A 12,738-nucleotide genomic window follows, 5' to 3' on the forward strand; every position below is an offset into this window, starting at 1 on the left:
CGCTGACCAACGCATATACTTTTGCCCTTATCGCCCCTATATACTGGCCTCGAGAACAAAATGAGATTCGTCAAGCCATAATGAGCGCCGTCCCGCCCCATCGCCCACAGGGTCCCATCACCTCGCAGTTCACGCCGCGCGAGCCCGGTTATCTGGCCGGCCTCAACGCGGAACAACGCGAAGCGGTGATGACCACCGAAGGTCCTCTGCTGGTTCTGGCGGGCGCCGGCACGGGCAAGACACGCGTTCTGACCACCCGCATCGCCCACATCCTCGCCTCCCGCAAGGCACGGGGCGCTGAAATCCTCGCCGTGACCTTCACCAACAAGGCCGCTCGGGAAATGAAGCACAGGATCGGCGGCCTTGTCGGCGCCTCGGTCGAAGGCATGCCATGGCTGGGCACCTTCCACTCGATCGGCGCCCGCCTGATCCGCCGCCACGCCGAACTCGTCGGCCTGCGCCCCGATTTCACAATTCTCGACACCGACGACCAGATCCGGCTCATCAAGCAATTGCTGCAAGCCGAAAACATCGACGAAAAGCGCTGGCCCGCCCGCCAGTTCGCCTCGATGATGGATGGCTGGAAAAACCGCGGCCAATTGCCCAAGGACATTTCCTCTGCCGATGCCGGGTTCTTTGCCAATGGCAAGGGGCAAAAGCTCTATGCTGATTATCAGGCGCGGCTGAAAACGCTCAACGCCGCCGATTTCGGCGATCTTCTGCTCGAAGGCATTCGCCTGCTCAAGGAAAACCCCACGGTCCTCGCCGAATATCACCAGCGCTTCCGCTACATGCTGGTGGACGAATACCAGGACTCCAACACCGCCCAATATATGTGGCTGCGCCTTCTGGCCCAGAGCCGCGACGGCAAGACCAGCTCAAACATCTGCGTGGTGGGCGACGACGACCAGTCCATCTACGGCTGGCGCGGCGCCGAGGTCGACAACATCCTGCGCTTTGAAAAAGACTTTCCCGGCGCCAAGATCATCAAGCTCGAACGCAATTACCGCTCGACCTCCAATATCCTCTCCGCCGCCTCCCACCTGATCGCCAATAACGAGTCGCGCCTCGGCAAGACGCTCCAGACCGATGTCGGCGAGGAGGGCGAAAAGCTGACGGTGACTTCAGTCTGGGATTCCGAAGAAGAAGCCCGACAGATCGGCGAAGACATCGAACAATATCAGCGCCAGGGCGACAATCTCAACGACATAGCGATCCTCGTCCGCGCTTCGTTCCAGATGCGCGAATTCGAAGAGCGCTTCATAACGCTCGGGCTGAACTATCGCGTCATCGGCGGCCCGCGCTTTTACGAGCGCAAGGAAATCCGTGACGCCCTCGCCTATATGCGCATCGTTGCGCAGCCCAATGACGACCTGGCCTTCGAGCGTATCGTCAACAATCCCAAGCGCGGCCTGGGCGACGCGACCCTGCAGATAGTCCACGACACCGCCCGCGCCGCCGGCATTCCCATGCTCGCCGCCATCCGCGAGTTGATCGAAACCGAAGAGCTCAAACCCAAGCAGCGCTCGACCTTCCGCGAATTCGTGCGCCAGATCGACGACTGGGCCGACCGCCTCCGCACCATCCCGCACCACGAACTCGCCGAACAGATCCTCGACGAGTCCGGCTATACCGCCATGTGGCAAAACGACAAATCCGCCGATGCGCCCGGACGGCTCGAGAACCTCAAGGAACTCATCCGCTCGATGGAAGAGTTCGAAAACCTCGCCGGCTTTCTCGAACACATCGCCCTCGTCATGGACCGCGATTCCGGCGACGCCGCCGACGCCGTCTCGATCATGACGCTGCACTCGGCCAAGGGCCTGGAGTTCAACACCGTCTTTCTACCCGGCTGGGAAGAGGGCTTGTTCCCGCATCAACGCGCCCTCGACGAATCCGGCCTTGCCGGTCTCGAGGAAGAGCGCCGCCTCGCCTATGTCGGCATCACCCGTGCGCGCAAACGCTGCAAGATTTCGCTGGCCCAGAACCGCCGCATCCACGGATTATGGCAGTCCGCCATCCCCTCTCGTTTCCTCGATGAACTCCCAACCCATGTGGTCGAAGTCACCGATACCGGCTCGTCTTATGGTGGCTACACCTATGGCGGCCGCGCCGCTACGCGCTTTGATGCCCGCGATCCCTTCGAGAGCGTCTATGAAACCCCCGGCTGGCAGCGCGCCCAGCGCCAGCAACAGACCCGCAAGGGGCCAGGCCCTCTCACCATCGACGGCGACCTCGTCGCCCGCTCCTCAGGCCCCTCCGCCGCCTACGCCCTTGGCGAGCGCGTCTTTCACCTGAAATTCGGCTACGGCACCGTCACCGCCGCCGAAGGCAACAAGCTCTCGATCGATTTCGAAAAGGCTGGGCCCAAGAAGGTGCTGGATAGTTTCGTAAAGCGGGGCTGATCACCTGCAACAACTTCATGGGTATTCCCGTTATCGGCTGCGGCGCGTCGCCGCCAGCACACGAGGGACACCCCATGATCATCACCACCACCGCACTCGTCGAAGGCCGCCCCGTCCAGCAATATCTCGGGCTGGTCGTCGGCGAAGTCATCATCGGCGCCAACATTTTCCGCGATCTGTTCGCCGGCATCCGCGACATCGTTGGCGGCCGCGCCGGGGCATATGAGAACGCCATGCGTGATGCGCGCAAGCAGGCCATCGCCGAAATCGAAGACGAGGCGCGCCGCCTCGGTGCCGACGCCATTGTCGGCGTCGATCTCGACTACGAAGTTGTCGGCGAAAAGGGCTCGATCCTGATGGTCTCGATCTCGGGCACCGCCGTTAAGCTCGGCTGATCCGGGCTAAAGGCGGGACAAATCCCCGACCACCATCGCCTCGGGATTTCCACCCGGGTCCAGTGTCAGCCTCGCCTTATCCGCGGCGCTCCCTTTCCGCACGCCACCCGTTAACATTCAGGAACCGCGGACAGCCTCCAACCGTTCTTCTGGCACGTCAACGAGGAGACAGTCATGACCGACATTCATCCCGGCATCGCTACGGCGAATCCCGATGCCTTTCACGATAATGAGCGCGAAGATTATCTCTCTGGCGAGGGCCACATGTCGTCAGCCCAGGCAGCTGAACTGCTCTTTCTGGCTCAGCAGGCCGAGGAGCCCGATGCTTACATGGATGATCTGACGCGCGTAGAAGCGGAACACCGCATCAAGCTCTTAAAGCGCAAGCTTCACGGCTGAACTCGCCCAATCGCCTAACGGCCGACGCCGTCGATGAAACCCATCGACGGCTTTTTGTTGTGCTCAGCGCAGTTTCAGCGACGATAGCCCGATCAGCGCAAGCACCATTGCGATGATCCAGAATCGGATCACAATCTGACTTTCGGTCCAGCCCAGATGCTCAAAATGGTGATGAATCGGGGCCATCTTGAACACGCGCTTGCCGAACAATCGATACGACATCACCTGAACGATCACTGACACAGCTTCCAGGACGAACAGCCCGCCCACGATCGCCATGACGATCTCGTGCTTGGTCGCCACCGCAATGGTCCCCAGCGCACCGCCCAGGGCCAAAGACCCGGTATCGCCCATGATGATCTGGGCCGGTGGCGCGTTGAACCACAAGAACCCGAGCCCCGCCCCGATCAGCGCGCCGCAGATGATCGACAACTCGCCCGTGCCCGGCACAAGGTTCAAGAACAGATATTCCGAATAGACCTGGTTGCCGACCAGATAGGCGATCAGCCCGAAGGCCGATGCCGCGATCATAACCGGCACGATGGCCAGCCCATCCAGCCCGTCGGTGAGGTTCACCGCATTGCCGGCCCCCACGATCACGAACGCGGCGAAGATGAAGTAGAACAGCCCCAGATTGATCGCCAGATCCTTGACGAACGGCAAAAGCAGCGCGTTGCTATAGCTTTCAGGTGCCTGGCTGGCGATGATGACGCAGGCGACCAGCGCAATCGCAGATTCGATGAGCAGCCGCGGCTTGCCCCCAAAACCCTTGTGGTTCTGGTGCTTGACCTTGAGATAGTCGTCGTAAAACCCCACGAGCCCGAAGCCGGTCGTTACCAGCAGCACCGCCCAGACATACATGTTGGAGAGGTCTGCCCACAGCAGGATCGAAACCAGCGCGCCCGAAAGGATCATTAGCCCGCCCATCGTGGGCTTGCCCTTCTTGGTCAGCAGATGGCTCTGCGGCCCATCCTCGCGGATCGGCTGGCCCTTGCCCTGCCGCACACGCAGCGAGCTGACCATCCCGGGCCCGAACAGGAAGACGAAGAACAGCGCCGTGATGATCGCGCCGCCCGTTCGAAACGACAGGTAACGAAAGACGTTGAAGACCGGGAAACTGTCTGCGAACTGCTGCAGGAAATAGAGCATGGAACCGGGTCTTGCCTTTAGGTCTGCGCGCTGTATTGGGCGCGGATATGGGCGACGAGCTTGCCCAGTTTCAATCCGTTCGATCCCTTGATCATAACTGAGTCGCCCGGAGCAAGGGTCTCCATAAGATGCGGGACCATCTCTTCCACACCTTGTGTCCGCGCCGCAACAAGTCGTGGCGGCAATACGGCAGCCAAGGCGGCAACGTGATCGCCCACGAGGAACACCTGGTCGGCATGCGACGCCAGCACCGCATCGCGCATCGCGGCATGGTAATGGGAGGCTTCGACCCCGAGTTCGCGCATGTCCCCGAGCACCAGCAGCTTGCGCCCACTCACCGTCGGCATACGCGCAAACACCTCCAGCGCCGCCCGCATCGAGGCCGGATTGGCGTTATAGCTCTCATCGATCAACGTGATTGGCCGGGCTGGATCGCCCAGCTTGAAGGCAATCCCCCGCCCCTCCGGCGCGCCATGCGTCTTCAGAGCAGCCAGTGCACCGGCGAAGTCCGCGCTCGACACCTTGGCCGCCAGCAATGCCCCAACGGCGTTATAGACAGTGTGCCGTCCCAGCGTGGGCACCACGATCTGGAACTCGAGGTTGGAGCCAGCCACATGCGCGTGGCTTTCCATCCCCTCATTGCCATAATCGTAAATCCGCACATCGGCGCTGGTTTCAAACCCATACGTGATGGTGCGCAGCCCCTTGGCGTTGGCCGTCTCAAGCAATTGCGCCACATGCGGGTGATCGTCACCGATCAGCGCGATGCCCCCCGGCTCCACCCCATCAAAGATTTCGCCCTTTGCCGCAGCGATGCCCGCCATCGAGGGGAAGAACTCCAGATGCGCCGGCGCAACCGTGGTCACCAGCGCCACATGCGGACGAACCAGCTTCGACAGCGGGCTGATCTCGCCGGCAGCACTCATCCCGATTTCAAAGACGCCAAACCGCGTATCGCGCGGCATGCGCGCCAACATCAAGGGCACGCCCCAATGATTGTTAAAGCTCTTGATCGACGCGTGTGTGCGCCCGCTCGGCTCAAGAGCCACCCGCAACGCCTCCTTTGTGGAGGTCTTGCCTACGCTCCCCGTGACCGCAATGATCCGCGCCGAGCTGTGCGCCCGATTGAAGCGCGCCAGGGCGTTCAGGCCCTCCAGCGCATCATCGACGATGATGAGAGGCAAACCGCCCAAGTCCTCGGCGCGATCCCGGCTGACCAGCGCGGCAGCAGCACCCCCGGCAATCGCCTGCGCCACGAAATCATGCCCGTCGAAATTTTCGCCCTTGATCGCAACGAACAACGCCCCGGGCGCAATCTCACGCGAATCGATGGAAATCGATGAAATGCTCGCAGCGTCGACATCGACCGCCCGGCCACCCGTGGCCTCGACCACCTCGGCAACCGAATAGAGCGCGTCCATCAAAACTCCTTAGCCGGCAAATGCCGCGCGGATGACTTCGTGATCGGAAAAATGGTGCTTGGTCTTGCCAATGATCTGGTAGTCCTCATGCCCCTTCCCGGCCACGAGCACCACATCCTTGTCGCCCATTTGGGCAATCGCGTGTCCAATCGCCTCGGCGCGGTCGCCGATCTCGGTCGCCTGTGGCACTGCGGCCATGATCTGACCGCGAATCCCCGCAGCGTTCTCGGTGCGCGGATTATCGTCGGTGACGATCACCAGATCGGCCAGCCGCCCCGCGACTTCGCCCATCAACGGGCGCTTGCCCGTATCCCGGTCGCCGCCACACCCGAACACCACGATCAACCGCCCCTCGGCAAACGGCCGCAATGATGCCAGCGCATTTTCCAGCGCATCGGGCGTATGGGCATAATCGACAAACACAGCGCTTGTGCCTCGCTCGGCCACTAGTTCCAGCCGCCCCTTGGCGCCTTCGATATGTTCGAGCGCCGCAATTGCCGTCGCATTATCGACCCCGGTCGCCATGGCGAGACCGGCAGCCACGACGGCATTTTCAACCTGAAAGTGCCCGACCAGCGGCAACAGAAATTCCATCGGCTCGCCGACGAGCTTGCCCCTGACCCGCTGCCCGAACCCTTCGCTCTCGATGCTCTCCACATCGATATGCGCGCCACCGGCCCCGACGGTGAACACCGTCGCCCCGCGATCCAGCGCGGCGAACATGAAGGGCATGCCCTCCTCGCTCTCCGCATCGACCACAGCGGTCGCCGTCTCGTCGATCAGCTCGCGAAACAACCGCAGCTTGGCGTCGCGATAAGCGTCCAGCGTCTCATGGTAATCGAGATGGTCGCGGCTGAGATTGGTGAACCCAACCGCCGAAAACCTGATCCCATCCAGCCGTCTCTGGTGAATGCCGTGGCTCGACGCCTCGAGCGCCACGTGATCCACCCCATCCGCCTTGAGCTTCGCCAGCGTCTTGTGCAGCGAAAGGGTGTCGGGTGTCGTCAATTCGCCCGGCACATGCGTACCATCGACCATCAGCCCCAGCGTCCCGAGACTCGCGCCGCGGATCCCCGCATGTGCCCATATCTGGCGCAGGAACGACACCACCGACGTCTTGCCATTGGTACCGGTTACGGCAACGCAGATTTCGGGCTTTGCCCCCGTCATCCGCGCGGCGGCATGGGCATAGGCTTCCCGTACATCATCGACAAGAACCACGGCGATGCCGGGATCTGTCGCCGGACTTTCGTCCGTCACGATGACGTTCGCCCCGCGCGCCACGGCGTCATGAGCATAAAGGATCCCGTGCCCACGCGACCCGGGGAGCGCGAAAAACGCCTCTCCGTTGCCGACGAGGCGGCTGTCGGCATTGAGGCCGGTGATCTGCAGTGCGGGTGTGGGCCCACTCACGCCCACAAGGACGTCTTCAAGCGCATACGGCAAATTCATTTTTCCTTGCTTGCCTAATGCCGCCTTGCCATTTTGCGGCGCATCGGACAATCCCCCGATTAATTCGTCCCGATCTGTTGCACCCGTAATTGCGGCGGCACAAGCGCCAGGTCCACAGCCGGATCGAGATTGGGCTGCACGCCGAGCATCGGCGCAATCCGCGCCACAAGCCGACCCGACATCTGGCCCGCATTCCAGCCTGCCGTCCGCCCGGTCTGGGCATTTTCCGGCTCGGGCTCATCGACAAAGATGATCATGGCATATTTCGGATCGTCGAGCGGAAACGCGGACATGAAGAACGAGGTGACGTTTTCACCCGAATACCGTCCGTCGACGACTTTTTCCGCAGTCCCGGTCTTTCCGCCCCAACGATACCCTTGGGCGATCCGGTTCCCTGTGCTGCCCGAGCCTTCGACACCGTTCATCCGCATCAGATAGCGCATGTAGTCGCTGGTCTGCTGGCTGATGACCTGTCGCGAGCTCGCCATCGCCTCTTCGCGCGTGCGCTCGAACAATGTCGCGTTCATCAAATGCCCGCCATTGACGATCGCGGCCTGCGCCACAAGCATTTGCAGCGGCGTCACGCTCAAACCGTGCCCGAACGAGGCCGTCGCCGCCCCCACTTCGGAGAAGCTGGCGGGAACCGTGGAATTGGTGATCTCGGGCAATTCGATGCTGGGCGAACCATCGAGCCCCATATGCGTCAGAAACGCCCGGAAATTGTCTTTCCCCATCGCCTGCATGATACGGATCGTGCCGATGTTGGAGGAGTACCGATAAACCTCAGGCACCGAGAGCATACGATGTTGCCCGCGATAGTCGGAAATCGTAAAGCGCCCGAACTGCACGCCGAAGCGCGCGTCGATCGTGTCGGTCAGCCTGATGGCATTGGAATCGAGCGCGCCGGCAAAGGTGATGGTCTTGAAGATCGACCCCACTTCGAACTTCGCCGCCGTGATCCGGTTGAACCGGCCCTCGACAAGCATTGTCGCCGGTTCGTTGGGATCGAAATCGGGCAGCGACGCCATGGCGATGATCTCACCCGTCCGCACGTCCATGATCGCGCCGGCGGCTGCAATCGCCTTGTAGCGCTCCAGCGAGTCCACAAGCTCGCTGTGCAAGATATTCTGCACCCGCAGGTCGATCGACAGATTGACGGGCGTCAGCGCACTACCGCGCGCCAGGCCGAGATTCTGCAGAAGCGCCAGATTGTCGTCATCGAGGTGCTTTTCGACGCCGGCGATGCCGACATTGTCGATATTGACCGCACCCATGATGTGCGATGCCACGGTCCCGCCGGGATAAAAACGCCGGCTTTCCTCGACGAAATCGAGGCCGGGAATACCCAGCATCATGATCCGGTCCTGCTGGGCCGGCGTCAACTCACGCGCCACCCACACAAACCCTCGGTCCCCCGTCAGCCGGTTACGCAACCAGGCCGGGTTGAGATCGGGCAACACCGACAGGATGGCGTTCGCCGCTTCGTCCACATCGAGAATACGCCGCGGCTCTGCAAACAGCGACGGCACCCGGATATCGACGGCAAGCTCGATGCCGTTCCGGTCCAGGATCGGTGGGCGCGACGCCATGATCGCATCGCGCGTCTGCCCTTCGATCGACGTATCGATGACGACATTGCCCAGCCAGATCAGCCGTCCACCCATTATCGAAAAAACGATAAGAACGAACACCATTGCCCAGCGAATGCGCGCGCCGGTGAGATTGCCGCGCGCCTTGCGCGTTCCGTCGAGCGAGATCGTATCGTTGTTGGGGTTAATCGCGCTCACAGGAGGCCCTCCAATAGTGACCCGAGCGGATCATCGCCCGCTTCGATGGTTTCAAACAGCGAGTTCAGTGCATCCGTGTCGAGCCGCTGCTCCGGGCGCATGGGCAGATCGCCAAATTGTCCGAACTGGGCGGCAGCGGCCACCTGAAGGTTCAACAGATCGTTGTGGCGTTCGATGATCGGCTGAATCTGGGTCGGCTGGTTGAGGTAGGCCCAGTCGGCCTTGAGAATGGAGAGGTCGGCCTGCTGCTTGGCGATCACCCGCTCGATACCGGTGATTTCCTCGGCGGTAAGTTCGGCAAAATGCTTTTGCGAATAGACAGCCACCACGGCAAAAACCGACAGCGCCGCCAGCAACAGATTGAGACGATGAAGAAAGCGGCTCATGCGGCGCCCCTCCGAAAGCCCGGCACGCCCAACCCGGCCGTCTGAAACTCACGCGCGACAACACCTGTGCGGATGCCGCTGCGCAACGTGGCCGAACGGGCCCTGGGGTTGCGCCCCGTCTCGGCAGACCCGGCCTTGACCGATTTGCGCACCGGTGACCAATGCGCCTCGACCTTCGCCTGCTGTGGCAGATGGCGTGACGGGGTCGGCGACGTCTTGCTCTCATCGAAAAAGCGTTTGACGATCCGGTCTTCCAGCGAATGGAAGGTCACGACCGCAAGACGCCCGCCCTCTGGCAATATCTTCTCGGCAGCAAACAGCGCCCTGACCAGTTCATCGAACTCGCCATTTACCGCAATCCGCAGCGCCTGAAACGTCCGCGTCGCGGGATGCGGCCCACCGGGCTTGCGCCCCACTGCCTTTTCGATGATCCGCGCCAGTTCAAGCGTATCGGTAATCTGCGCCTCAGCGCGACCGGCGACGATCGCCTTGGCGATCCGGCGCGATGCGCGCTCTTCGCCGAATGCAAAAATCAGGTTGCCCAGATCGGTTTCGCTCAAGCCATTGACCAGATCGGCGGCGCTCTCGCCATCCCGGCTCATCCGCATGTCGAGCGGCCCGGCGCGCATGAAGGAAAACCCGCGCTCCGCCTGGTCGAGTTGCATCGAACTCACCCCGATATCGAGCACCACGGCATCGACATGCCGCTCGCCAATGGCGATATCGAGTTCGGAAAATGGGCTGGCAACAAACGAAAACCGCTCAGGAAAGTCCGCCGCCAACGCGTCGACAAACGGCTGCACCGTCGGATCGCGATCGATCCCGATCACAATTGCCCCGCGCTCGGCGATCGCCCGCGAATATCCGCCGGCCCCGAACGTACCATCGACGACCACGGCACCATCCAATGGCGCCAAAGCGTCGAGCACCTCGGCCAACAGCACCGATTCATGTGGTGATTGCGGCTCGCCCATGGACTTAAAAATACTCGCGCAGGGACCCGGCAGACGCCGGAAAAGACACAGAGCCCAAGCAGATAGCCCGACTCACCCGTCACATTGCACGCCAGTCTTTAAGATTTTGTTTCCCAAACCGATTGGTGGCTCATTCACCTCTCTCTTTGGCGGTGACGTCGGCGCAAAGCGACGGGTGAGGCGGCCTTGCGGCAAACCCTGCGTGCGCGAAAGGTCAAATCACCAGTTGACCTGTAAGCCGGGTTCTGTTCGAGGGAAAACCCTCTTGGCGACCATTCATCTGGGAGCCCTGTTACCAGGACCCTCCTGCAACCAACCCGGACGACCGGCCGAGAGAACTCGGCTGGAGCCGAAACTCCCATCGTCCCTATTCGGTTTTGCTCCCGGTGGGGTTTACCGTGCGGCGTCCGTTACCGGCAGCCCGGTGCGCTCTTACCGCACCCTTTCACCCTTACCCCGGCGAACCGGGGCGGTTTGCTTTCTGTGGCACTTTCCCTGGGGTCGCCCCCGCCGGGCGTTACCCGGCACCGTGTTCTCATGGAGCCCGGACTTTCCTCCACGCTTTAAAAAAGCGCAGCGGCCGCCCGGTCAACTGGTGACGCGCTGATATGGGGTCGCCGGTCCCTTCCGGTCAAGTCGCTTCGCTTGAGGCGAGGGCCGGAATGCGTCCCCGCGCCTGCGATATCTCGCGATAAGCAGTGTTGATCGACGCCATCTTGGCCGAAGCCAGCCCCATCAATTCCTCCGGCACGCCCTTGGCGACCATCCGGTCTGGATGATGCTCGGCCACCAGCCGCCGATACGACCGCCGCAATTCCTCGTCGGTGACGTCCGGCGCCAGCCCCAACACCGCATAGGGATCGCGATTACCCGTCGGCAAAAGCACGTGCTGGCTGGCAATCTGCTCGAACCGTACGGCATCGAACCCGAAGATTTCGCTGACGGCCTCAAGGTAGGCCATCTCGTCCCCATGCACGATCCCGTCGGCCGTCGCGATTTCGAACAGCGCGTCGAGCACGTGCTCCAGCGTCGCCGGACTATCGGCGAACAGCCTGCGCACTTTTCGCGCATAAGTGTCGAAACCCGCCGTATCCTGCTGCGCAAGCGCGAAAAAATTATCCAGATGCTTGTCCGCACCTTCGGGAATATCGACGAGTTTGTGAAAGGTCTTGACCTCGCGCCGGCTCACCACGCCATCGGCAACGGCCATCTTGGCCGAAAGCGCCACGATCGACATCGTGAAGGCGGCGTCACGACCGCCGGGAAGCCAGTTATCGACGTCGAATATACTCGCAAGCCCGCCCGCAAGGCCGGTGCCCTCGGAAAACGAACCGAGAAACGCTGCGATTTTCTGCCAGAGAGACATCTTCGATTATGCGCCCGCCGCATCAGGGACCGCCCCGGGGCGAACCGCACCATCATGTCGGGACCGGCGCCTTGGCAGCGATTCCGACTTCTATCGGGCTACCTTATCAGCGCTTTGCGACCTAATCATAGACAAAACCAAACGGATTGGTCTGCTGGGGCTGCGGCTGATTGTTCTGGAACGTGACGCGGCTACGCTCGGTCTCGCGCAATTGTTCTTCATAAACCCAGATGATCTGGCCACTCGGACCAACCACGCCCACCAGTTCGTCCCGATTGGGATCGCGCAAAAGCCCGTCGGCACCCGGCACGGGCGCGGGCGGTGTCATCGCCGCTGGCTGTTGCGGAACCACAGTTGCCGATTGCTGCGGCAGCGGTGTCGTAATCACCGGCTGCTGCTGTTGCGGCAGCGTAATCACCGATTGCTGCTGCGCCGGCGGCTGCAGCACACCTGTAGAAGTCTGCCCACCGGCCGCCGCTGCAATCGCATCGTAATCGATGGCGTCGCTACGCGGCGCCGCCGAAAGCCCTTCAGGGCGCGGCAATGGACGCGGAGGTTCGGTCACAGCAACCTGAACATCGGGCGCGCTGTCGCGCGGCGCCTGATCCTGGGTGCGCGGCGTTGGAGCTGGCGTTTGGGCTTCATCATCCGCTGCTGTCGTGGCATTCGTCCCCGATGCACCCAGCGGGCGCCCATTGACGGTCACGACGGGACCCGTCGTCAATTCCTCTTCAGCGGGCCGCTCCGGCACGACCGGGAAGCCAGCTGTATCGACGACGCGATTGGGCGCACCCGCTGCGCGTTCAGCTGGCGACGGCGAAGCAACCGGCGTGCGCGTAGGGCTCGCGGTCTGAACCTGCGTAATCCCCACCTGCTCGACATCGGTGCCCTGCTGCACGGCGGCGACGCCGACGGCACCAAGGATCACCACAAGCATGGCACCCGAAGCGATTGGTTTTGAGAACATCGCGCTACTTCCTGTCAGACCTTGCCGCCATTGCGCC

At 62.0% G+C, this 12,738-nt stretch carries 11 protein-coding genes and 1 other RNA gene; 3 read left to right on the forward strand and 9 right to left on the reverse strand.

All coding sequences use genetic code 11. The annotated features are described in order from the left end of the window. The first annotated feature begins 80 nt into the window (after positions 1–80). From BLR31_RS06955 to BLR31_RS06965, 3 genes are all read left to right on the forward strand, one after another. Positions 81–2,405, forward strand: coding sequence for an ATP-dependent helicase (locus BLR31_RS06955; RefSeq protein ID WP_090593991.1), 2,325 nt, complete (start codon positions 81–83; stop codon positions 2,403–2,405). Positions 2,406–2,479: 74 nt separating this feature from the next. Continuing rightward, on the forward strand, positions 2,480–2,800 hold the full coding sequence (locus tag BLR31_RS06960; protein ID WP_090594793.1) for a heavy metal-binding domain-containing protein: 321 nt from the start codon (positions 2,480–2,482) through the stop codon (positions 2,798–2,800). 174 nt (positions 2,801–2,974) lie between these two features. Further along, the gene (locus BLR31_RS06965; protein WP_090593994.1) at positions 2,975–3,199 is read left to right on the forward strand and encodes a DUF3072 domain-containing protein; all 225 of its coding nucleotides are present in this window, start codon (positions 2,975–2,977) and stop codon (positions 3,197–3,199) included. Between the two features lie 63 nt (positions 3,200–3,262). Here BLR31_RS06965 and mraY read toward each other — a convergent pair whose 3' ends face one another. From mraY to BLR31_RS07010, 9 genes are all read right to left on the reverse strand, one after another. Then, the gene (gene mraY / locus BLR31_RS06970) at positions 3,263–4,348 is read right to left on the reverse strand and encodes a phospho-N-acetylmuramoyl-pentapeptide-transferase (protein ID WP_090593996.1); all 1,086 of its coding nucleotides are present in this window, start codon (positions 4,346–4,348) and stop codon (positions 3,263–3,265) included. Between the two features lie 17 nt (positions 4,349–4,365). Next, complete coding sequence (locus BLR31_RS06975; RefSeq protein WP_090593998.1) at positions 4,366–5,769, reverse strand: UDP-N-acetylmuramoyl-tripeptide--D-alanyl-D-alanine ligase; 1,404 nt, start codon at positions 5,767–5,769, stop codon at positions 4,366–4,368. A 9-nt stretch (positions 5,770–5,778) separates the two neighbouring features. Further along, a complete protein-coding gene (locus BLR31_RS06980) occupies positions 5,779–7,221 on the reverse strand; it encodes a UDP-N-acetylmuramoyl-L-alanyl-D-glutamate--2,6-diaminopimelate ligase (RefSeq protein WP_090594795.1) in 1,443 nt (480 codons plus the stop codon). A gap of 59 nt (positions 7,222–7,280) precedes the next feature. Beyond that, positions 7,281–9,008: a peptidoglycan D,D-transpeptidase FtsI family protein gene (locus tag BLR31_RS06985; RefSeq protein ID WP_090594000.1), complete on the reverse strand. Its 1,728-nt coding sequence runs from the start codon at positions 9,006–9,008 to the stop codon at positions 7,281–7,283. Further along, positions 9,005–9,394: a cell division protein FtsL gene (gene ftsL, locus BLR31_RS06990; protein ID WP_090594002.1), complete on the reverse strand. Its 390-nt coding sequence runs from the start codon at positions 9,392–9,394 to the stop codon at positions 9,005–9,007. Before ftsL ends, BLR31_RS06985 begins: the two co-directional genes overlap by 4 nt. Beyond that, positions 9,391–10,368: a 16S rRNA (cytosine(1402)-N(4))-methyltransferase RsmH gene (rsmH, locus tag BLR31_RS06995; RefSeq protein ID WP_090594004.1), complete on the reverse strand. Its 978-nt coding sequence runs from the start codon at positions 10,366–10,368 to the stop codon at positions 9,391–9,393. The genes ftsL and rsmH overlap by 4 nt, the downstream gene beginning before the upstream one ends. Before the next feature lie 218 nt (positions 10,369–10,586). Further along, positions 10,587–10,964, reverse strand: an RNA gene (gene rnpB, locus BLR31_RS07000) — RNase P RNA component class A. 35 nt (positions 10,965–10,999) lie between these two features. Next, positions 11,000–11,734 carry a J domain-containing protein gene (locus tag BLR31_RS07005; protein ID WP_090594007.1) on the reverse strand — a complete coding sequence of 245 codons (735 nt, stop codon included), beginning with the start codon at positions 11,732–11,734 and terminating at the stop codon, positions 11,000–11,002. A 121-nt stretch (positions 11,735–11,855) separates the two neighbouring features. Next, complete coding sequence (locus tag BLR31_RS07010) at positions 11,856–12,701, reverse strand: hypothetical protein (RefSeq protein ID WP_090594009.1); 846 nt, start codon at positions 12,699–12,701, stop codon at positions 11,856–11,858. Positions 12,702–12,738 lie beyond the last annotated feature (37 nt).

The sequence above is a fragment of the Pelagibacterium luteolum genome (genome assembly GCF_900100665.1).
GTDB lineage: Bacteria > Pseudomonadota > Alphaproteobacteria > Rhizobiales > Devosiaceae > Pelagibacterium > Pelagibacterium luteolum.

Bases quoted from the DNA above. Each gene is read 5' to 3' on its own strand.
- BLR31_RS06955 (WP_090593991.1), top strand. From the start codon at position 81: ATGAGCGCCGTCCCGCCCCATCGCCCACAGGGTCCCATCACCTCGCAG.
- BLR31_RS06960 (WP_090594793.1), top strand. From the start codon at position 2,480: ATGATCATCACCACCACCGCACTCGTCGAAGGCCGCCCCGTCCAGCAA.
- BLR31_RS06965 (WP_090593994.1), top strand. From the start codon at position 2,975: ATGACCGACATTCATCCCGGCATCGCTACGGCGAATCCCGATGCCTTT.
- mraY (WP_090593996.1), bottom strand. From the start codon at position 4,348: ATGCTCTATTTCCTGCAGCAGTTCGCAGACAGTTTCCCGGTCTTCAAC.
- BLR31_RS06975 (WP_090593998.1), bottom strand. From the start codon at position 5,769: ATGGACGCGCTCTATTCGGTTGCCGAGGTGGTCGAGGCCACGGGTGGC.
- BLR31_RS06980 (WP_090594795.1), bottom strand. From the start codon at position 7,221: ATGAATTTGCCGTATGCGCTTGAAGACGTCCTTGTGGGCGTGAGTGGG.
- ftsL (WP_090594002.1), bottom strand. From the start codon at position 9,394: ATGAGCCGCTTTCTTCATCGTCTCAATCTGTTGCTGGCGGCGCTGTCG.
- rsmH (WP_090594004.1), bottom strand. From the start codon at position 10,368: ATGGGCGAGCCGCAATCACCACATGAATCGGTGCTGTTGGCCGAGGTG.
- BLR31_RS07005 (WP_090594007.1), bottom strand. From the start codon at position 11,734: ATGTCTCTCTGGCAGAAAATCGCAGCGTTTCTCGGTTCGTTTTCCGAG.
- BLR31_RS07010 (WP_090594009.1), bottom strand. From the start codon at position 12,701: ATGTTCTCAAAACCAATCGCTTCGGGTGCCATGCTTGTGGTGATCCTT.